The 19,293-nt window shown below is 68.6% G+C and carries 16 protein-coding genes; 2 read left to right on the top strand and 14 right to left on the bottom strand.

The window, feature by feature from the left end:
• Window positions 1-33: 33 nt before the first annotated feature.
• From ASC81_RS12425 to ASC81_RS12395, 7 genes are all read right to left on the bottom strand, one after another.
• The gene (locus ASC81_RS12425; protein ID WP_235533635.1) at window positions 34-213 is read right to left on the bottom strand and encodes a hypothetical protein; all 180 of its coding nucleotides are present in this window, start codon (window positions 211-213) and stop codon (window positions 34-36) included.
• 85 nt (window positions 214-298) lie between these two features.
• Entirely contained in the window at window positions 299-493 is a 195-nt protein-coding gene (locus ASC81_RS12420; protein ID WP_056267237.1) for a type II toxin-antitoxin system VapB family antitoxin, read from the bottom strand.
• A 112-nt stretch (window positions 494-605) separates the two neighbouring features.
• A complete protein-coding gene (locus ASC81_RS12415) occupies window positions 606-2,057 on the bottom strand; it encodes a polysaccharide lyase family 1 protein (RefSeq protein ID WP_200946801.1) in 1,452 nt (483 codons plus the stop codon).
• A gap of 289 nt (window positions 2,058-2,346) precedes the next feature.
• A complete protein-coding gene (locus ASC81_RS12410) occupies window positions 2,347-5,322 on the bottom strand; it encodes an AAA family ATPase (protein WP_056267234.1) in 2,976 nt (991 codons plus the stop codon).
• An 86-nt stretch (window positions 5,323-5,408) separates the two neighbouring features.
• Window positions 5,409-6,659, bottom strand: coding sequence for a hypothetical protein (locus tag ASC81_RS12405; RefSeq protein ID WP_056267231.1), 1,251 nt, complete (start codon window positions 6,657-6,659; stop codon window positions 5,409-5,411).
• A 155-nt stretch (window positions 6,660-6,814) separates the two neighbouring features.
• Window positions 6,815-7,048, bottom strand: a complete 234-nt coding sequence (locus ASC81_RS12400) for a hypothetical protein (protein ID WP_056267229.1) — start codon at window positions 7,046-7,048, stop codon at window positions 6,815-6,817.
• Window positions 7,049-7,185: 137 nt separating this feature from the next.
• Complete coding sequence (locus tag ASC81_RS12395; protein ID WP_082536466.1) at window positions 7,186-9,168, bottom strand: alpha/beta fold hydrolase; 1,983 nt, start codon at window positions 9,166-9,168, stop codon at window positions 7,186-7,188.
• A gap of 70 nt (window positions 9,169-9,238) precedes the next feature.
• Here ASC81_RS12395 and uvrA point away from each other — a divergent pair, with 70 nt between their 5' ends.
• Window positions 9,239-12,124, top strand: a complete 2,886-nt coding sequence (uvrA, locus tag ASC81_RS12390) for an excinuclease ABC subunit UvrA (RefSeq protein ID WP_056267226.1) — start codon at window positions 9,239-9,241, stop codon at window positions 12,122-12,124.
• Window positions 12,125-12,146: 22 nt separating this feature from the next.
• Here uvrA and ASC81_RS12385 read toward each other — a convergent pair whose 3' ends face one another.
• Window positions 12,147-12,956, bottom strand: coding sequence for an MHFG family PEP-CTERM protein (locus tag ASC81_RS12385; RefSeq protein ID WP_056267223.1), 810 nt, complete (start codon window positions 12,954-12,956; stop codon window positions 12,147-12,149).
• Window positions 12,957-13,173: 217 nt separating this feature from the next.
• Here ASC81_RS12385 and ASC81_RS12380 point away from each other — a divergent pair, with 217 nt between their 5' ends.
• Window positions 13,174-13,566, top strand: coding sequence for a response regulator (locus ASC81_RS12380; RefSeq protein WP_056267221.1), 393 nt, complete (start codon window positions 13,174-13,176; stop codon window positions 13,564-13,566).
• Between the two features lie 84 nt (window positions 13,567-13,650).
• Here ASC81_RS12380 and ASC81_RS26550 read toward each other — a convergent pair whose 3' ends face one another.
• From ASC81_RS26550 to ASC81_RS12345, 6 genes are all read right to left on the bottom strand, one after another.
• Window positions 13,651-14,076, bottom strand: a complete 426-nt coding sequence (locus ASC81_RS26550; RefSeq protein WP_082536465.1) for an SWIB/MDM2 domain-containing protein — start codon at window positions 14,074-14,076, stop codon at window positions 13,651-13,653.
• 223 nt (window positions 14,077-14,299) lie between these two features.
• Window positions 14,300-14,851: a cytochrome b/b6 domain-containing protein gene (locus ASC81_RS12365; protein ID WP_235533634.1), complete on the bottom strand. Its 552-nt coding sequence runs from the start codon at window positions 14,849-14,851 to the stop codon at window positions 14,300-14,302.
• Between the two features lie 7 nt (window positions 14,852-14,858).
• Window positions 14,859-15,152, bottom strand: coding sequence for a PepSY domain-containing protein (locus ASC81_RS12360; protein WP_056267217.1), 294 nt, complete (start codon window positions 15,150-15,152; stop codon window positions 14,859-14,861).
• Window positions 15,149-16,282 carry an alpha-hydroxy acid oxidase gene (locus ASC81_RS12355; RefSeq protein WP_056267213.1) on the bottom strand — a complete coding sequence of 378 codons (1,134 nt, stop codon included), beginning with the start codon at window positions 16,280-16,282 and terminating at the stop codon, window positions 15,149-15,151. Before ASC81_RS12355 ends, ASC81_RS12360 begins: the two co-directional genes overlap by 4 nt.
• Complete coding sequence (locus ASC81_RS12350; protein WP_056267210.1) at window positions 16,279-16,971, bottom strand: Fe2+-dependent dioxygenase; 693 nt, start codon at window positions 16,969-16,971, stop codon at window positions 16,279-16,281. The genes ASC81_RS12355 and ASC81_RS12350 overlap by 4 nt, the downstream gene beginning before the upstream one ends.
• A 32-nt stretch (window positions 16,972-17,003) precedes the next feature.
• Window positions 17,004-19,277, bottom strand: coding sequence for a TonB-dependent siderophore receptor (locus ASC81_RS12345; protein WP_082536464.1), 2,274 nt, complete (start codon window positions 19,275-19,277; stop codon window positions 17,004-17,006).
• Window positions 19,278-19,293: the final 16 nt, after the last annotated feature.

Genomic DNA, 19,293 nt, shown 5'->3' with positions numbered 1-19,293 from the left:
GTGCCGACCTGACGTCGCGAATGCGCGGTTCGCTCAGCTTTGCGAATACGCCACTTTCAACCCCAGATGTTCGGCAAATGGCTCAAAGTCTTTGTCGGCATGCAGCAGCGTCAGCCTGTCCTCGATGCATCGGGTGGCGATCAGGGTGTCGATGGTCTTGCGCACCCTGACGCCCATGGCGCGCAGCCGGCGGAAGTTGTCCGCTGCCTTCACCGCCAACTCATAACCCGCGAGGTCGATGTGGCCGGCGTATCCAAAGCACGGAAGTAGTCGATCCAGACGCTGGAGTCGACGAGGATCACCTGTTTTGCCGCAGTGCGTCCAGATCACCCTCCCAGGTGATCCGGCCCTTCAGGTCGCGGGCCTTTTCCTGTGCCCGAAGCTGAACCAGCGTCTTCAGGCCCAGTTCTACGACCTCGCGCTTGGTCTTTGCGCCGGTGGCTTTCAGCGCGTCCTTCATGAGCTTGTCGTCGATCTCAATGTTGGTGCGCATGATGCGTACTTCTTCAAGGAGAGGTACACATACTAGCGCCGGGTCGCGCACCTTGAAGGCAGTCACGCACGAGCTGCGCGACTGCCTTCTCAAGGTTGGGGGTCCTGCCGCGTCAGCAACTGACCTTCGCGTAGTTCGTTCCCGCCCCCGCCGCCGCCGGCAGCCTCTGCTTCACGCACGACGGCGCCTGCAGCGTGTAGCCGTAGGGAATGCCGAGCGGGAAGTTCGCCGTGGTGGTCCAGTCCGTCGCATCCCGCGACGGCGACGAGCCGCTGGGCACCCAGGTGATGCCGTAGGTCCCGAAGTCCGCCGGACTTTGCACGTTGTTGCCGCGCAGCTGCCAGTAGCCGATGGACGAGCTGTCACGCGACGTCACCGGGTTCTGGGCGTTCTCGAACCAGTTGTTTTCGATCAGCGAGTAGCCGCCCATGCGGATGTTGGCGCCCGAGGTCTTCACCCCGCTGTAGAGGTTGTTGTACAGGTGCGTGTAGCCGCCGCGCTGCAGCGGCAGGCGGGCGCTGACGTCTTTGTAGTAGTTGTGGTGGAAGGTGATGAAGCGGTCGCTTCTGTCGCTGTCGCTGGAACCGATCAGGCCGACCTTCTGGTGGTCGTGGATGTAGTTGTACGAGTAGGTGATGTGGTGGGCGCCGGCCTTGCTGTCGATGAGACCGTCGAACTCCAGGTCGCCCGCGCCGCTGCACTCCTTGAGGCTGCTGAAGAGCGTGTTGTGGTCGATCCAGATGTAGCCCGGCGTGCCGCCGCTCTGGCCTTCGATGCCGATGGCGTCGATGCTGCCGGGCAGCAGGCCGATGGTCATGTTGCGGATGATGATGTTCTGCGCCGCTGCCTTGATGGCCAGGCCGAAATTGGCGCCTGAGCCGTTGGCGCCTTCGATGGTGACGTTGTTCTTGTTCTTGATCTCGACGATGGCGCCCGCAGGCTTTTGCCATTGCGCGCAGGAGTCGGTGATGGACGCGAAGTTGAACGTGCCCGTGTAGCGCAGCACCAGTCCGGAGTTGCCGTCATAGGCGTTGAGCGCTGCCTGCATCGCCGCGGCGGTGCTGACGGTCACGGGCGTCTTGCTGCCGCCGCCAGTGACCGTGCCGGCATAGCCGCCGCTGTGGCCGGCCGGGGCGGGCGCAGGTGAGGGAGCAGGGGAAGGGGCCGGCGAGGGCGCTGGCGTCGGTGCAGGTGTGGGGGCGGGGGCAGGTGTTGGCGCAGGTGAAGGCGCCGGAGAGGGCGCGGGTGAGGGAGCAGGGCTGCCGACGGGGCCGACCGCACATTTCTTCGTGATGCCGGGGTTGGGGTCAGAGCCGAAGGTCGCCACCGTGCAGGCGATGTCGCCGCTGAGGTTCTTGATGACCCACTTGTCCTTGATGCCGAAAGACACCGGCCGAGTCGCGGTGCCGGCCTTGCAGGTCTCGCCTTCGTCGGCGCACTTGGAGTAGCCCGAGGGCCAGTCCACGGCCTGCGCGACCGAGGCGGCCAGCAGCAGTGACACGGCAGCGCCCGCGGACCGCAGAACCGGCAGCGGCGGCGGTGTCATCTTCTTGATCGTCGTCATGGGAATGTCTCCTGGTCTTGTAGTGGCAGCGCGGTATCCGTCCAGGTGCGCGCAGCCGGCCGTCGTCGGGCGGGCTGGGTAGCGCGCTGCCGGCGAAGGCTGTGTGGCAGGGAGGAAACCGGTGCCGACGTCAGGTCGCTCCCGGTCGATCCGCGCGCTAAGGGCGCGGCGACGTCAGGTCGGCGCGGGCATGGCCGCGCATCGCGATCTAATGATGAAACAGCGTTCTGTTTTTATGGATACGTAGTTTCACGAGGCCGATGACTGCGACGCCGGGGGCCCTGGCGGGTCAAAGCTGCAGCGCTCGCTCCAGGAAACCCGTCATGCCCAGACGCTCGAACTCTCGACCGGCGCGGTCACGCGCGGCCTGCCAGGCACCGTCCAGCCGCAGTTCGGCCTGCAGCAGCGCGGTGACCGCTGCCTCGTGGGCCGAGTTGCGTTGCTCACCCGCGCCGCGCGCCAGGTCGAGATAGCGTTTGGCACGAGGGTTGTCGCCCACACGTGCGGCCAGGCGGGCCGCGGCGCGGTAGGCCATCGCCACGCCGATCCAGTCGTGCTGGCGGCCACGCCTGAGCGCCAGCGCGACATGGTGGCGGGCCGCGCCGGCATCACCCTGGGTGGACAGGATGTCGGCCAGCCAGCCGTGATTGAAGCTGCTGTACAGGCCGCCGCCGCGCGGGGCCAGCCAGGCCGTGGCGTCCAGCACATGCTGGCGGGCAGCCGGGTCGGCATCCTGCATCCAAGCGCCATAGGCACCGGCGGCGTGGCCCATGGCGCAGGTGAACATGCTGCGCACCTGGGCGCCCACGCGGTGGGCCACCGCAGCCGCCTCGCGCGCCTCGGCCCAGCGGCCCTGCCAGAGCAGCACGGCCGCGCGCCAGCCCTGGATGCTGGCCTCCACTGCGTGGCCGCTGCCCTCGAAGGGCTCCAACGCCTCGGCGAACACCTGGTGGGCCTGCTCGAACTGTCCCTGGTCGCCCAGCACATAGGCGCGGCAGCACAGCGAATAGGACAGGCCGATCCGGTTGGCCGCGCTCTTGCTGGCGCGGGCGCGCTGGCGGGCGATGGCCAGGTCCAGCATCGGCAGCGCGTTGGCGTAGTCGGCCGCGGCGGCCTGCAGCTGGCCGACGGTGCCGGGCAGCTGGGCCAGCAGCGCGTGGTCGCCGCATTCCTGGGCGGTCTCGACGGCGGCGCGCGCGTGGCGCAGGCTGTCGCGCGTCTCGCCCAGCGCATAGCCGACATAGGACAGCCAGTACTCGGTGCGGGCGATCAGGCCGGGGTCACCGTCCTCGCGCGCCAGGCCGGCGGCATGCCGCAGCACGCGCAGGTCGTCCTGCGACGCGTCGAACACGCAGGCCATGCCCAGGCGCTGCGCAATGCCGACCCAGCGGCGCCGCCGTTCGCGGCCCTGGTCGTCGCCATCGGGCAGGAACTCCAGCGCGGCCAGCGCGGCGCGGAACTGCTTCTTGGCGCGGTCCAGCGCCGACGCGGCCAGCGCGTGGTCGCCCGCGGCCTCGGCGTGACGGGCGGCAGCCGGCCAGTCGTTGGCGGCGGCGTCGTGATAGGCCAACTGCTCGTGGAGCTGGTCTTCGGCCCCGCCGCGCGCGCTCAGCTCGGCGCTGATCTGGCGGTGCAGCGCCTGGCGTTCGTGCAGGCCGGTCGCCTCGTAGACGACGTCCCGCGTGATCCCGTGCTTGAAGCGCAGCAATCCGGGACGCTGGTCCGGGAAGATGAAATCCTGCGCGGCCAGTGCCCGCACGGCGGGATGTTGTTCGCCGCAGCCGGACAGTGCCTGCAACAACCACACGGGAATGACATTGCCGATGACGGCGGCCACGCGCACCAGCTGTGCCTGCTCGGGCGGCAGGCGGCCGACGCGTGACTCCACCAGGGCGGCCAGCCAGGCAGCGCTGCTCTGGCCTTCGACCAGGCCGCCGCCGTTGTCGGCCGCGGCGTGGCAAAGCTCCTCGATGAAGAGCGGGTTGCCGCCGGCGTGGCGCTGCACCTCGGAGGCGATGAAGGGGTCGGTCTGTGGCAGCAGTTGCTGCACGGCGCGCGCGGCCTCGGTCTCGGTCAGCGGCGGCAGTTCGAGGATGTCGGCATCGCCGTCGTTGGCACCGGGCAACGCCGCGGGGTGTGACGCCGGTCGGCTGGCGCTCAGCAGCAGCAGCGGCAGGCCTTCGCGCTCGGCCACGGCGCGCAGCCGGTGCAGCAGGCGCAGCGAGGCATCGTCGGCCCATTGCAGGTCGTCGATGCACACGACCTGCGGTGTGCGCCGCGCCAGTGCCAGCAGCAGGGCCAGCAGCGCATCGGCACGCTGGGCCGATGCACTGCTCTGTGCCGCGAAAAGCTCGGGCGGCGCGTCGTGCAGGCCATCAAGCGCGCGCAGCATCTGCACGAAGGGCTGCAGCGGCTCGGCGCTGAGATAACTCTCGCAATAGCCACGGTGGATCTGGCAGGCCTGGTCCGCCGCGCGGCGCAGGAACTCCTCGGTGAGCCGGGTCTTGCCCACGCCCGCGCCGGCGCGCAAGCCCAGCCACAGCGTCTGTCCGGACAGCGTGCGCGCCAGCGCGACTTCGAGCGCGGCGAGCTCGTCACCGCGGCCGACGAAGGGCGCCAGGCCGCGACGCACGCTGGCCTCGAAGCGCCGCCCCACGGGTGCGCGGCCGAACACGCGGTAGGCCGCCAGTGGCGTGGCGCGGCCGCGCAGCTGCAGCGAGAAGCGCGGGCCGGTCTCGAAGAACTGGCTCTGCAGGCCCAGGCTCTCTTCGCTGGCGATGATCTCGTCGCGCTTGGCTGCCTCCGACAGGCGAGCGGCGATATTGGGCGCGTTGCCGAGCAGTTCGAAGCGCCCGCGCATCTGGTCGCCGTCGTTGACGAGGACGACGCCGGCATGGATGCCGCTGTGCAGCGACAGGCCGGGGAAGCCTGCCGGCCGGGGGCCGGGTGGCAGCAGGCCGCGCACGGCGGCGTGCAGCTCCAGCGCGGCCTCGGTGGCGCGGCGGCCGTCGTCCTCTCGCACTTCCGGGTGGCCGAAGACGGCCAGCATGCCGTCGCCCTGGATGCGCGCGATGACGCCGCCGTGGTGCGGCACGATGCGCTCGTACAGCTCGCGCAACCCGGCCAGCATGGCTGCATAGTGCTCGGCCTCCATCCACTCGGCCATCGCGGTGGAGCCGCTCAGGTCGACGAACAGCAGCGTCAGCAGCCGGCGCTGGCCAGCGGCGTTGGGACTGGCGACAGTGAAGGCGAAGGACTCGGTCACAACGCCGGGGATGCTAGCCGCTGCGGCCGTTGACGGCGGCGAAAACCCGCCGTTTGAAGACGTAACTCCAGACGCTGGGCATCAAGCTAGCCTTGCATCGGCGTGAAGTCGGTGTCAGCCACGGTGCGCAGCGAGTCCGTGGGCAGGTCTTCCTCGCGCAGGCCGAGGTAGATGGGCTCGCCATTGCGGCGATGGATGTTGATCTTGGCGTTGTAGACGCGGTGGATCAGGCCGTGCTTGTCGGCCATGTGGTATTCGCTGATGCCCCACAGGCCGGCCGCGTCGCGGCGGCCGGTCAGGTAGCAGGCGATCTCGTCGACCTCGGAGCCGGCGAGCTTCAAGCCATTGAGGCTGCGCAGCGGCGCACGCGTGCGCTCGACGAAGTCGAGGCTGTCGATGCGCACGTCCTCGCCGGTGGCCTCGTCATGCATGAGGGTGTTGAACTTGCCGACCAGGATTTGGCCCGGCTCCGCGCGCTCGATCATGCGGGCCAGCTCGATGGTGACCTGGCCGACCAAATAGCTGAACGAAGTCGGGTTCAGCCCTTCGGATTGATAGAACTCGTAGTGCGAGCCGACATGGAAGCAGGCCCGCAGCCGGGGCACCGATTCGGGGCGCGTCGCGCGCTCCTGCGCCAGTGCGTTGTCGGCCAGGATGAACTGCATCAGCTGATACAGCTCCACATTGGCCTCGATGCCGCGCATGCGGTTCCAGATGTAGAAGCCGTCGCCCGTCGTCGTGCGCGCGAAGTTGATGTTGATCTCGCGGTCCAGCAGCTTGGCATAGGCCGCATTGACCGAGCAGGACAGGCTGTTGAGCTGCACCACCTGCTGCAGCGGCGTCAGCAGCGAGAAGCCGACGGCGTCGAAAAGGATGACGGCGCGGTCCTCGACCAGGCGGATGCCGTAGCGCGCCGCAATGGCCGCGATCAGCGGCAGGCCCAGGCCGCGCTCGGGCGCGAAAGGCAGCTCGATGAGACGGGGCGTGATGCCAAGCGCCGCCGCGACAGCGTCGAAGGCCTGCTTGTCGAGGTGTTCCTGGTTGGACAGCAGCTTGTCCAGCAGGCGCGCGCGCCGTGTCAGCTCGTCGGACGACAGCGAGCCATCCCCCAGTGCAAACTCGGTCAGCATGGGGTGTGGCGCGACCAGCACGCGAAGGCCGCGCGGCTCGGGTGTCCAGCCGTAGATGAGGTTGTCACCCAGGGCCCACAGCGCGTACAGCGCCTGGTCGAGCCGGATGATGTTGTCGCGCAGTGCGGTCTCACTCAGGCCGGGCGGCGCTGGGTAGGCCATGAAGCCATCCAGCCAGGACCGGCGTTTGCGCAGCTCTTCTTTCACAAGCGGGCTCCGATGAAGAAGCCCGGATTGTCTTTCAGAGATGTATCGGCCGGCGTAGGACGCAAGTCGACTCGTCGGCACAGCCCCGGCCGGCGGCCTGCTGTGCCGGCGACTCGGCTCGGAAGTTCATCGTCGAATGCATCGTCATGCAGGGCTCAGGCGCGGCGGGCGGTGACGGTGACGCGGGGCAGTTGCTGCATTTGGGCCACTTCACGGACGGCATAACCGGTCACGACGACGCGGGGCAGTTGGGCAACGGTCTGCGTGGCCTTGCCGGTGACGACGACGCGGGGCAACTGCTTGATTTCCTGCGGAGCGGCGCTGGCGCTGAAGGCGGTGAATGCGAAAGCGGCGACGGCGGCGGCTTGAATCAGGACGGTGGTGTTCATGATGCTTCCTTGGGGTTTCGCTCAGCGGTATTGCTGTGTCGATGGAAGCAGTTTCGTCACCGAAGCCGCGTGCCGCCAGGGCGCTGCGATGAACCGCCGGCCGCAGGCCGCGAGCTGCATGCGGCCGCGATGGACGGTCAGTTCTTCGGCGCGAGATGCGCGGCCAGGAAGCGCTCGACGCGCCCCCAGAAGTCCTCGTTGGTCTTCAGGTTGAACCAGCCATGGCCCTCGTCGGGGTAGACGACCCATTCGAGCGGCTGGTCGGCGCGCAGCGCGGACTTCATATCGGTACCGTGCTTGAGCGGCACGCGGCGGTCCTCGGCGCCGTAGGCCATCAACAGCGGCATGCGGATCTCGGCCGCTCGCGCCAGCGGCGAGGTCTTGCGCATCTGCTCGGCGTCGGTGTCGGGGTCGGCCACCAGGCGCCTCATGCCGTACTGCTTCCATTCCTCGGAGAAGTCGCTCCAGCTGATGCTGGACATCAGGCCGATGTCCGTCACGCCGACCCAGTTGATGGCGCACTTGAACAGACCCTGCTGCGTGACGGCGGCCATCATGGCCGCATAGCCGCCATAGCTCGCACCAGCGATGCAGGCGCGCTGAGGGTCCGCCCAGCCCTTCTTGACGGCCCAGGCGAGGGTGTCGGCAAGGTCGTCCTGCATGGCCAGACCCCATTGCTTCCAGCCGGCGCGAAAGTGCTTGAAGCCGTAGCCCGTGCTGCCGCGGAACTCCGGCTCCAGTACCAAATAACCACGACTGGCGAGGAACTGCGCCATGGGCTCCCAACGCCAGTGCGTGCCGCGCACATAGGGCCCGCCGTGCACGAGCACGACGGTGGGCGTGGCGCCCTTGAAACCGCCCGCCGGTTGCGTGACGAGCACCGGGACCTCCAGCCCGTCGCGGGCCTTGATGCGGTGATAGTCGCGCTGGCCCATCGCAGCCACCGGCAGGTCGGCGCGCTTGCCGGCCAGCGGTTCAAGCTGCTTGTCGGCCGTCTTGTAGAGGTAGTAGAGCGGCGGGCGCCGGTCGGACAGCGCCGTGACGATGAGGTGGCTCGCGCCGATGCACCGCAGGCATTCGATGAGGTTGACGCTGCCGGGCAGCCGGGCGTCGATATCGGCTTGGAAGGCCTTCATCGTCGGCTCCATCCAGGCGGTGCCGGGCGCATCGTTCTCGAAGCGCACACCGAGCAGCCGGCCGCTGCCGGGCTCGGTGATGAGGTCGCCCTCGAAGTCATAGCCCGGTGTAGTGACCAGCGGCTCGCCGTTACTGCGGCCGGTCTGCGCGTCGAGCCTGTACAGGGCGGCGTAGCCGCGGTGGCTGTGCTCGCCCAGCAGCTGGCCGTCGGGACCGACCCAGGTCGGCCAGGGGTGCTGGCGCGCCGTGGCGTCGTCGTCTACCCACAATTGCCACCGGCCGGCGTCGTCGCGCCGGTACAGCCGGCTACGGCCCTGGTGTTCGGTGGCGATGATGCGCGGCTCGCCCCGCCAGTCCAGCAGCCAATGGCGCGTGTAGTCCGGGATGCCCTCGCTGAGGGTGCGTGTCCTGCCGGTGCTGGTGTCAAGCCGCGCCAGCTGCACGCCAGCGCTCTCGGCGTCGTCCTCCCAAGGTCGGCGCTGCACGATGATTTCGTCGCCCTCCAGCCCCGGCGATACGCTGTGCGGCGACCAGTTGCCGCTCAGCCGACGGTCGCTGATGCGTGTCCCATCGGAGACGAAGTACCGGTGATCGTTGACCAACTGGCGTAGCGAGCTGCCGTTGCGGTCCACCGCCCACAGGCCTTGCGCGAAGAGACGCGTCGTGCCGTCCGGCGAGTCCGACACGTCGAACACCAGCCGGTCCTCGTTGATCCAGTGGTGGTTGGCGATGTCGGCGTCGTTGAAGCCGGCGATGAATTTGGGCGCCTGCATGACCTGCAGGTCGATCACGGCCAGCCACATCCGGTCGCCTTTGCCGGCAGCCTGGATGGCCAGGTAGCGGCCACTCGGGCTGAGCTTGGGCGCGCGCACCTGCGGGCGTTTGAAAAAGGCGGTGGCCGGCGGCGGTTCGGCCGCAGCAGCGGTCGGGGCCAGCATGGCGGCGGCCAGGGCCAGCATCACGGTGGCCAAGCGGTTCTTCATCAGCACTCCCTGCTGTTTTGTGCGCGGGATTGTGGCGGCCTATCATGGCCGGTTCGTCGTGAAAACTCCCATGTCAGCCCCTGAGTCCAAGTTCATCCGCGTGCGCGGCGCCCGCACCCACAATCTCAAGAACATCGACGTCGACCTGCCGCGGCATGCGCTGGTCGTGATCACCGGCCTGTCGGGCTCGGGCAAGTCCTCACTCGCCTTCGACACGCTGTACGCCGAGGGCCAGCGACGTTATGTCGAGAGCCTGTCCAGTTACGCGCGGCAGTTCCTGCAGCTCATGGACAAGCCCGACGTGGACATCATCGAGGGCCTGTCCCCGGCGATCTCCATCGAGCAGAAGGCCACCTCACACAACCCGCGCTCGACCGTCGGCACGGTCACTGAGATCCACGACTACCTTCGCCTGCTCTACGCGCGGGCCGGCACACCCTTCTGCCCCGAGCACGACCTGCCGCTGGAGGCACAGTCGGTCAGCCAGATGGTGGACGCCGTGCTGGCCATGCCCGACGAGTCCAAGCTGATGCTGCTGGCGCCGGTCGTGCGCGACCGCAAGGGCGAGTTCCTCGAGCTGTTCGCCGACCTGCAAGCCCAGGGCTACGTGCGCTTCCGCGTCGACGGCGCGACGGTGGAGGCGCCCGACGTCCCGGCGCTGAAGAAGGCCGAGAAGCACGACATCGACGTCGTCATCGACCGCATCAAACTGCGCCATGACTCAGCCGACAGCCTGCGCCAGCGCCTGGCCGAGAGCTTCGAGGCGGCGCTGCGCCAGGCCGACGGCCGCGCGTTGGTGATGGACATGGACAAGGACGAAACCACGCTGTTCTCCAGCAAGTTCGCCTGCCCGATCTGCTCGTACTCGCTGCCCGAGCTGGAGCCGCGGCTGTTTTCCTTCAACTCGCCCGTGGGCGCCTGCCCGAGCTGCGAAGGCCTGGGCCAGGTCACCGTCTTCGACGCCGACCGCGTCGTCGCCTTCCCGACGCTGTCGCTCGCCAGTGGGGCGGTCAAGGGCTGGGACCGGCGCAACCCCTACACCTTCTCGCTGCTGGAGTCGGTCGCGGCCCACTACGGCTTTGACGTCGAGGCGCCGTGGGAGAGCCTGCCGGAGACGGCCAAGGAGGTGCTGCTGCGCGGGTCCGGCCAGGAGGACATCAGCTTCGTCTACCAGGCCGAGACGGCCAGCGGCAAGAAGCGCAGCGTCAAGCGCCAGCATCCCTTCGAAGGCATCCTGCCCAACCTGCAGCGACGCTTCAAGGAAACCGATTCAGCGGCGGTGCGCGAGGACCTCGCCCGCTACATGGCCGCCAAGCCCTGCACCGCCTGCGAGGGCTCGCGCCTGCGCCGCGAAGCGCGCAACGTCGTGCTGCAGCCGGCTGAGGCGCCAGCGGGTGTGAGGGGCCGGCCCATCTTCGAGGTCGAGCATTCGACGCTGCGCGAATGCCTGGACTATTTCGAAGGGCTCAAGCTCAAGGGCAACAAGGCCGAGATCGGCGACAAAGTCATCCGCGAGATCGCCTCACGGCTGCGCTTCCTGAACGACGTCGGGCTGAACTATCTGAGCCTGGACCGCAGCGCCGACACGCTGTCGGGCGGCGAGGCCCAGCGCATCCGCTTGGCGTCGCAGATCGGCTCGGGCCTGACGGGCGTCATGTATGTGCTGGACGAGCCCAGCATCGGCCTGCACCAGCGCGACAACGACCGGCTGATCGCGACGCTGCGGCGGCTGCGCGACCTGGGCAACTCGGTGCTGGTGGTCGAGCACGATGAAGACGCCATCCGCGCTGCCGACTGGGTGCTGGACCTCGGCCCCGGCGCGGGCGTGCATGGCGGCCGCATCATGTCGCAGGGCACGCCCGACCAGGTGGCGGCCGACCCGAACTCGCTGACCGGCCGCTACCTGAGCGGTGCCGCGCGCATCGAGGTGCCCAAAGAACGCCACAAGCCGGCCGAGGACGCCAAGCTGCGCATCGTCAATGCGCGCGGCAACAATTTGAAGGGCGTGACGGTCGAGATCCCGGTCGGGCTGTTCACCTGCGTGACCGGCGTATCGGGCTCGGGCAAGAGCACGCTGGTCAACGACACGCTGTACGCGGCCGTCGCCAAGAAGCTCTACAACAGCCACGCCGACCCGGCCGCCTACGACGAGATCGAGGGCCTGGACGCCTTCGACAAGGTCATCAACGTCGACCAGTCACCCATCGGCCGCACGCCGCGCTCCAACCCGGCCACTTACACCGGTCTGTTCACGCCGATCCGCGAGCTGTTCGCCGAGATGCCCACCGCCCGGGAGCGCGGTTACGGCGCCGGGCGCTTCAGCTTCAACGTCGCCGGCGGCCGCTGCGAGGCCTGCCAGGGCGACGGCGTGCTGAAGGTGGAGATGCACTTCCTGCCCGACGTCTACGTGCCCTGCGACGTCTGCCAGGGCCGGCGCTACAACCGCGAGACGCTGGAGGTGCTCTACAAGGGCAAGAACATCACCCAGGTGCTGGGCATGACGGTGGAAGACGCGCACGAGCTCTTCAACGCCGTGCCGACGCTGGCGCGCAAGCTGCAGACCCTGCTCGACGTGGGCCTGGGCTATGTGAAGCTGGGCCAGAGCGCCACAACGCTGTCGGGCGGCGAGGCCCAGCGTGTGAAGCTGGCGCTGGAGCTGAGCAAGCGCGACACCGGCCGCACCCTCTACATCCTCGACGAGCCGACCACCGGCCTGCACTTCGCCGACATCGCGCTGCTGATGAAGGTGCTGCACCAGCTGCGCGACGCGGGCAACACCATCGTCGTCATCGAACACAACCTGGACGTCATCAAGACGGCCGACTGGCTCATCGACATGGGCCCGGAGGGCGGCGCGGGTGGCGGCAGGTTGCTGGTGGCCGGCACGCCCGAGGACGTGGCGGCCTGCGAGGCCAGCCACACGGGGCGCTACCTGGCACCGTTGCTCAAGCGTTGATCAGGCGTTGATCAGGCGTTGATCAGCGCTTCTGGCGCGCGCGAAAGGCGATCACCAGCAGGCCTGCAGCGATCATGGCCCAGGTGCCGGGCTCGGGCACGGCGGGGATGTTGTCGCCGGGCAGGTCGGTATCGGCCGTCGACACGCGGCCGGGCGGCAAGGCCGGCATGCCAAGGTTGACCAGGCCGACGCCACCGCCGCCGGCGGTCGCAGCCGCAGGCGCATTGCCGCCCGCCAGGCTGAAACTGCCGCCCTGGGCCGGTGCACCCCCCAGCGCGGGCACGCCCGACGCTGTGGCGAAGGTCTCCGGCGCCGCCGCCATCGGGCCGGCCGCGGGGGCTTCGAACTCCAGCGGCGTGTTGTCTTCGCCCTCACGCGTCGATGAGGCGACGTTGGCGGCCTGGGCCGGCGCGATGGCGGCCGGCTTGTCCAGACGGCGGATGCGGCTGACGTTGCGGCAGACCGTCGGCACGAGGATGCACTGGCCGTCCTCGCAATAGACGAGGCCACGCTCCTGGGTCGCCGCCGTCCATTTCGAGCGCGTCACGGTGTTGCAGACGGCGCCAGGGCCGAAGTGCATGTCGCGGATCTCGGGCGCGTAGCTGGCGGTGCCCTTGATGCTGTCGCGCTCGATGAGCGCGATGTCGTCGTAGCTGCGCGCCTTCATGCGGGCCTTGAGCTTGTCGCGCGTCGCCGCAGGGATGTCCTTGTAGCGATCCACGGCCGCCACCACGTCGCCCGTGAAGGGGTTGACGCCGGGGCGGTCCCAGTTGCACTGGGGCAGCGTGGCGCCGGCGGAGGCGGCGAGTGCGAGCGTGGCGATCAGAGACATCGAGCTGTCCAAAAGGACGCGCCCGAACCAGGGCGCATGCCCCTAGTGTTAGGGATGAGTACGGGTTTACGTGCCTTGAAGACCCCCGGAGGTCGGGTGGCGAGTGGGTGAGAAATGTCACGCAAACGGCCGTAACGCGATGGCCCGACGCGAATGACAGCCCCGGCTGGCATTGCTGCTATCGTGCCGACGCCCCCTTGCCGCCTCTTAACCCGCCATGCCCGACCCTGCCGTGCCGCTGGTGCTTTACGTCGAAGACGATCGCATCCACCTGATCCTGATGGAGGAGGTGTTCCGGTTGCTGCCGGGCTGGGAGTTGCGTTGCGCCGAGACTGGGGCCGAGGCGCTGGCGGCCCTGACTGAACGCCGACCCAGCCTCGTCCTCGTCGACATGAACCTGCCCGACATGACGGGCCTGGAGCTGATCGAGAAGGCGCATGCCGACGCGGGCCTGGCCGAGACGCTCAAGGGACTGCGCTGGGTGGCCCTGTCGGCCGACGACCCCGGCAGCGTCGTGCGCGCCGCGCGCGCCGCGGGCTTCGACGACTACTGGCTCAAGCCCATCGACGTGCCCCACCTCGAAGCCGCACTGCGCAAGTTGCTGGCCTGAGCAGGACAGAGAAAGCGGCGCCGCAAAAAGAAAAGCCCGGCAGTGCCGGGCTTCGTAATGGCAGGCCGCTTGCGCGGCGCTGCATCACTTCAGGTGGCTGTTGATCAGCTTGGTCATCTCGAACATGTCGGCCTTGGCCTTGCCGAAGATTTCCTTCAGCTTGGCGTCGGCGTTGATGACGCGCTTCTGCAGCTCATCCTGCAGCTTGTTCTTCTTGATGTACTCCCAGACCTTCTTGGTCACGTCGGTGCGCGGCAGCGGGGCTGCGCCGACGATGGCGGCCAAAGCCGCGCTGGGGGTCAGTGCCTTCATGAAGGCGGCGTTCGGCGTGCGCTTCTTGGCGGGTGCTGCGGCCTTCTTGGCCGGAGCTGCCTTCTTCGCAGGCGCGGCGGCCTTCTTGGCCGGAGCCGCTGCCTTCTTTGCAGGCGCTGCCGCCTTCTTTGCCGCCGGTGCAGCCTTCTTGGCCGGTGCCGCCTTCTTAGCGGGCGCGGCCTTCTTCGCAGTTGCCATGTCGATTCACTCCATCAAAGGTTGTTGATGTGCGGGGCCTGGGTGAAGGCCGCGTAAGCCTTCAATACTCGCTAGCACCCTGCGGCGGCGATGGTACTGCGCTTCCCTAGGGGAAGAGAAGGCTTTCATAGAGGGGATGACCCGCAGAGGCCCATGAAATCGGCCCTTTGCGGCCCGCGTGTCGCGAGGCCGCATCACTTGCGGCTTCGCGAGGGTCTTGCAGTCAGTCGATGTCGTTGGCGTCGGGGGCCCGCTTGGTGCCGCTGAACATTGCGCCGACGAGGTTCTCGCGGTGGCGCCAACTGGTCGCGGCGACACCGCCGAGATGGCCGATGACAAGGGCAAGGATGAGCCAGGCGAGCGCGGCGTGCAGTTGTTCGAGCCAGGCATAGCCCCACAGCCATTCGGTCGTGTAGAGCCAGCCGGTGACGCTGACCGCGGCGGCGGTGAGCCACAGCATCAGCGCCATCCAGCCGCCGAGCGGGTTGTGCCCGATGTAGCGCGGCTCGTGTCCGGCGCGCAGCGCGCGTGCATAGCCGAGCACCGCGCGTGGGCCGCGCACGAACTGCGCGAGGCGCGCATGGCGACTGCCGACGACACCCCAGATGAGCCGCGCCGCCACCGCCGCGAGCGCAGCGTAGCCCGCGCCGTGGTGGATGCTGTCGAAGTCGCTCGGCGGCCAGTGGCCGCTGATCAGGGCCGCGGCGACGGCGCCGGCCAGGCCCCAGTGCAGCGTGCGCACGAGGCCGTCCCAGACGCGGATGCGCGCGGCCACGGTGACCTTACTTGGTGGCGGGCGCGGCGGGCTGTTCGCCCTCCGCATAGACGCGCTCGAAGGTCTTGGGGTTGAAGAAGACCTCGGCCTTCCTGCCCTGCGCATCGAAGCCATAGACCTCGTAGCAACCGTTGAAGTTCTTGACCTGGCGGACTTTCCAGCCTTCGGCTTCGAGCTTGCGCTGCAGCTCCATCTGCGGCTTCTTCTCTTCCTTGGGCACAGCCGGGCAGGAGACGTTGCCATGCGCGAATGCAGTGCTGGCGATGCAGCTCAGGGCGAGGGCGGCGATGGGGTGTTTCATGTCGAGGTCCTTTCAGGAGAACGGGCGGGCCAGAGCAATGCCGGGCCGGCGTCGGCGAGGGTTTTGCAGCCTGAGAGCGCCATCGCGATCTCGAGCTCGTCGCGCAGCAGGCGCAGCGCATGGGCGACGCCGAGCGCGCCGCTGGCGGCCAGCGCATGCACATAGGGGCGGCCGAGCAGCACGGCGTTGGCGCCCAGCGCGATGGCCTTGAGCACGTCGGTGCCGCGGCGGATGCCGCCGTCGACGAGCAGCGGCACGTCGGGCCCGAGCGCGGCGCGCAGCGGCGGCAGCAGCTCGGCGGTCGCGGGCAGCGTGTCCAGCGTGCGGCCGCCGTGGTTGGAGACGATGAAGCCGTCGACACCGCGGGCCAGGGCCTCGCGTGCGTCGTCGGCATGGGCCAGGCCCTTGAGCAGCAGCGGCAGGCGGCTCTCGGCGCGCAGCCAGTCGACCTCACGCCAGGTGGCGGCGCGCGGCATCAGGCCGTCGAAGAGGGCGCTCTGGCCGGGCTGCAGGTCGAGCGGCTTCTTCAGGCCGCCGAGGTTGACCGCGCGAATGTGGTCCGGCAGCTTGAAGCCGCTGCGGCGTTCGCGGTCGCGCGCGCCATGCACCGGCGCATCGACCGTCAGCACCAGGGCCTGGTAGCCGGCGGCCTCGATGCGCCGCAAGAGCGCGCGCATGAAGTCGCGGTCGTCGCGCCAGTAGAGCTGGAACCACAGCGGACCGGCGGCCGGGTCGGCCCGCATCGGCGCGGCGATCTCTTCCAACGGCACGCTCGCCTGCGCGCTGAGGATGAGACCGGCGCCCTGCGCGGCCGCCGCGTGGGCGATGGCCAGCTCGCCGTCGGCATGGAAGAGCCGCTGGTAGGCGATGGGCGCGAGCAGCACCGGGTGCTGCAGCTCACGGCCGAGCAGGGTCACGCCCGTGTGGCCGCCGGCCAGGTCGCGCAGCACGCGAGGCTGCAGCCGGATCGCGTCCCAGGCCGCGCGGTTGGTGCGTAGCGTGAGCTCGTCGGCCGCGCCGCCGTTGAGATAGGCCCACGCCGCCTCGTCCAGGCGCGCACGCGCTGGCGCTTCGAAGTCGGCCAGATTGACGACGCCGTCCGGCAGCGACTCGATGCGCGGCGCGGTCACGTATCGGCCCACATTCGCAAGAGGTTGTGATACGCGCCGGTCAGCCGCACCAGCTCGGGCGTCTCGCCGAGGTCGCCGCGCAGCTTCATCAGGCTCATGTCCATCTCGTAGAGCAGGCGGCGCTGCTCCTCGGCACGCACCATGCTCTCGATCCAGAAAAAGCTGGCCAGGCGCTCGCCGCGCGTGACCGGCTCGACCCGGTGCACGCTGTTGCCGGGGTAGACGATCAGGTCGCCCGCCGCCAGCTTGACGCGCTGCTCGCCAAAGCTGTGCTCGATGACGAGTTCGCCGCCGTCGTAGTCGGCCGGGTCGCTGAGGAACAGCGTGCAGGAGATGTCGGTGCGCACGCGTTGCGGGCCCGAACCTGCACCCGGCAGGTATCGCACCGCCTGGTCCACATGGCTGCCGTAGGCGTTGGCCTCACCGGCGTAGCGGTTGAACAGCGGCGGCAGCACACGTTTCGGGAGCGTGGCCGAGAAGAACAGCGGGTGCTTCTCCAGCGCCTGCAGCACCAGCGCCTGCAGATCGCGGTGCTGGGGGCTGCCGGATTGCAGCTGTTCGTTGTTCTTGACCTGCGCAGCCTGGCGGCCGGCGGTCGAGCGACCATCGGCCCAGGGGGCCGCGGCCAGCAGTTCACGGGCCCGGGCCACGCCGGCCGTGTCGAGGATCTGGGGGATCTTCAGCAGCATGGCGTGGCGCGGTCGGTCATCGGGTCAAAGGCTCAGAACTTGTAGGTGCCCGTCAGCGCGACGATGCGGCCCGTGCCCGGCAGGTAGTGGCCGGAGTAGAGCGTGTCCGCGTACAGCTTGTTGGCCACATTGTCGACATTGAGGCGGAACAGCAGCGCGTCTTCGATGACGGTGTACTCGGCCATCAGGTTGCCGACGATGAACTTGGGCGCGTAGAAGCCCGGGTTGCGGTTGGGCTGCTGGCCGCTGCGCGCGACAAAGCCGCCGCCGACGCGCCATTGCGGGTTCAGCTTGTAGGTCGTCCACAGGCTGCCGGAATAGCGCGGCGTCAGCGACGGGCGGGTGCCCTGGCCCTCCGCACCGGGCGCACCGATGTCGATCTTGGCCACTGGCATCCAGGTGAAGCTGCCGAAGATTTCCCATTCGGGCGTGATGCGGCCGGTGATGTCGACATCGACGCCCGCGGCGTGGCGCTTGCCGGACAGGGTGACCAGGTTGACCAGCGGGTCGGTGTTGCGCTCGTGAAGCTTGGTGGCGCGGAAGATGCCGAAGCGCGTCGTCAGCTTGCCGTCGGCCGAGTCGTACTGGCCGCCGAGCTCGACGTTGACCGACTTTTCGGGCGGGATGTTCTCGTTGGCGGCGCTCAGCGAATAGGTGTCGCCCGAGGTGTTGAAGGACGTGGCGGCCATCAGGTGGAACGACAGACGCTCGCTCGGCTGGAACAGCACGGCGGCGCGCTGGCTCCACTCCGAGATGTTCATCGCATAGGGCTGGGTCGTCGTCGGCGACGGCGCGTTGTTCGGCAGGGTGTAGACCTTGTAGTCGCCGTCGAGCTTGTCGTAGCGCAGGCCGGCCAGCACCTTCCACATCGGCGCAACCTGGATCAGGTCCTGCAGGTAGGCGCCATAGCCCTTGGACACGTATTCGTTGTTGGTGCGGAAGCTGCGCAGGCCTTCGTCGATCCATGCGCCGTCATTGGGCCGGCCCGCCGTCGTGGTGGGCTTGGGCGGCACGATGCCCCCCTGGTTGGCGGAGTAGGCGGCATAGACCTGCTTCTTCTCTTGCGAGAAGTCGACACCGGTCGTGATGTTGTGGTCCATGCCGGCGGCCTTCAGCCGGGCCTGCAGGTCGCTTTGGACGGTGACCGTTTGCATGTCCTGCACCTTGAGGTGGGTGCCGCGGTTGATGACCGTGTTGGGGCCGAAGGTGGCCAGCGACACGGCCAGACCGCCGGGCTGCAGCGCCGCACCGGCAAAGCGCACGGTACCGGCGCGCTGGTCGCGCGTGTAGGACGCGTAGCGGGCCTTCGTTGTCAGCTCGATGTCGGGGCTGAAGCGGTGGATGTGCTGGCCCATGACGTATTGCGCCGAGCCCTTGTTGCGATCACTGGCCATGCCGTAGTACGCGGTCGGGTCGACGGGCACCAGCGTCGTGTCGGCCACCGGCGAGGTCAGCGTCGGGCGGATCCACGGCATGCCGTAGTTCATGCCGTTCTCGTTCTTGAGCGCATACAGCGTCAGTCCGAACTCATCGGTCTCGCCAATGCCGGTGCGCACCGAGCCGGCCAGGCCGGCCTTGTTGATCATGTTGCCGGCGCCGTCGTTGTCGGCGCGGTCGACCATGGTGCTGATGCGCCAGGCCGTCGTCTCGCCGGTGCGGCGGTTGAAGTCGCCGACGCCGCGCAGGCCGGCGTGGCTGGACGCGGTGATGGCGATCTCGTTCTGGTCGGCCAGCACGGCCTGCTTGGTCACCTGGTTGACCGCGCCGCCGCTGGAGCCGCGGCCGAACATCAGCGCGCCGGAGCCGCGCAGCAGCTCGACCCGGTCGAGGAAGAAGGTGTCGCGTTCGTAGAAGGCCGGGTCGCGCATGCCGTCGATGAAGATGTCACCGGTGCTCTGCAGCGAGATGCCGTGGATGCGGATGTCTTCCTCGCCGCCCTCGGCCGCCATGAAGGTAATGCCGGCGGTGTTCTTCAGCACTTCCTTGACGTTGTCGAGGTTGCGGTCGTCGATGAGCTTTTCCGTCACGACGGTCAGCGACTGCGGAATGTCGCGGATGTCCTGCCTACCCTTGCCGATGCGGGTTTCGGTGGCCTGGTAGGCGTCCTTGCCCTGCGGCTCGGCGGCGGCCTTGACGCGCACGGTGGGCAGGGCTGCTTCTTCAGCGGCCGGCTTGGCGGCGGGGGCCGCAGGCGCCTGAGCCAGCGCGGCCGAGGCCAGGCCGAAGCCGGCGGCCAGGGCGCCAAGTGGCAGCATCGGCAGGAGATTCAGCGCCGGACGGCGGCGGCGGGAAGGCTTGGCGGACATTTGAAGTAACTCCTCT

Origin of the sequence: Pelomonas sp. Root405 (assembly GCF_001425165.1) — a bacterium.
Lineage (GTDB): Bacteria > Pseudomonadota > Gammaproteobacteria > Burkholderiales > Burkholderiaceae_C > Pelomonas.
Note: the sequence above shows the minus strand (reverse complement) of the source record. Positions and strands in the feature narration are given on the sequence as shown.

Coding starts and splice junctions, on each gene's coding strand:
- ASC81_RS12420 (WP_056267237.1), bottom strand. CDS start 493: ATGCGCACCAACATTGAGATCGACGACAAGCTCATGAAGGACGCGCTG.
- ASC81_RS12350 (WP_056267210.1), bottom strand. CDS start 16,971: ATGCTGCTGAAGATCCCCCAGATCCTCGACACGGCCGGCGTGGCCCGG.
- ASC81_RS12360 (WP_056267217.1), bottom strand. CDS start 15,152: ATGAAACACCCCATCGCCGCCCTCGCCCTGAGCTGCATCGCCAGCACT.
- ASC81_RS12380 (WP_056267221.1), top strand. CDS start 13,174: ATGCCCGACCCTGCCGTGCCGCTGGTGCTTTACGTCGAAGACGATCGC.
- ASC81_RS26550 (WP_082536465.1), bottom strand. CDS start 14,076: ATGGCAACTGCGAAGAAGGCCGCGCCCGCTAAGAAGGCGGCACCGGCC.
- ASC81_RS12385 (WP_056267223.1), bottom strand. CDS start 12,956: ATGTCTCTGATCGCCACGCTCGCACTCGCCGCCTCCGCCGGCGCCACG.
- uvrA (WP_056267226.1), top strand. CDS start 9,239: ATGTCAGCCCCTGAGTCCAAGTTCATCCGCGTGCGCGGCGCCCGCACC.
- ASC81_RS12400 (WP_056267229.1), bottom strand. CDS start 7,048: ATGAACACCACCGTCCTGATTCAAGCCGCCGCCGTCGCCGCTTTCGCA.
- ASC81_RS12415 (WP_200946801.1), bottom strand. CDS start 2,057: ATGACGACGATCAAGAAGATGACACCGCCGCCGCTGCCGGTTCTGCGG.
- ASC81_RS12395 (WP_082536466.1), bottom strand. CDS start 9,168: ATGAAGAACCGCTTGGCCACCGTGATGCTGGCCCTGGCCGCCGCCATG.
- ASC81_RS12345 (WP_082536464.1), bottom strand. CDS start 19,277: ATGTCCGCCAAGCCTTCCCGCCGCCGCCGTCCGGCGCTGAATCTCCTG.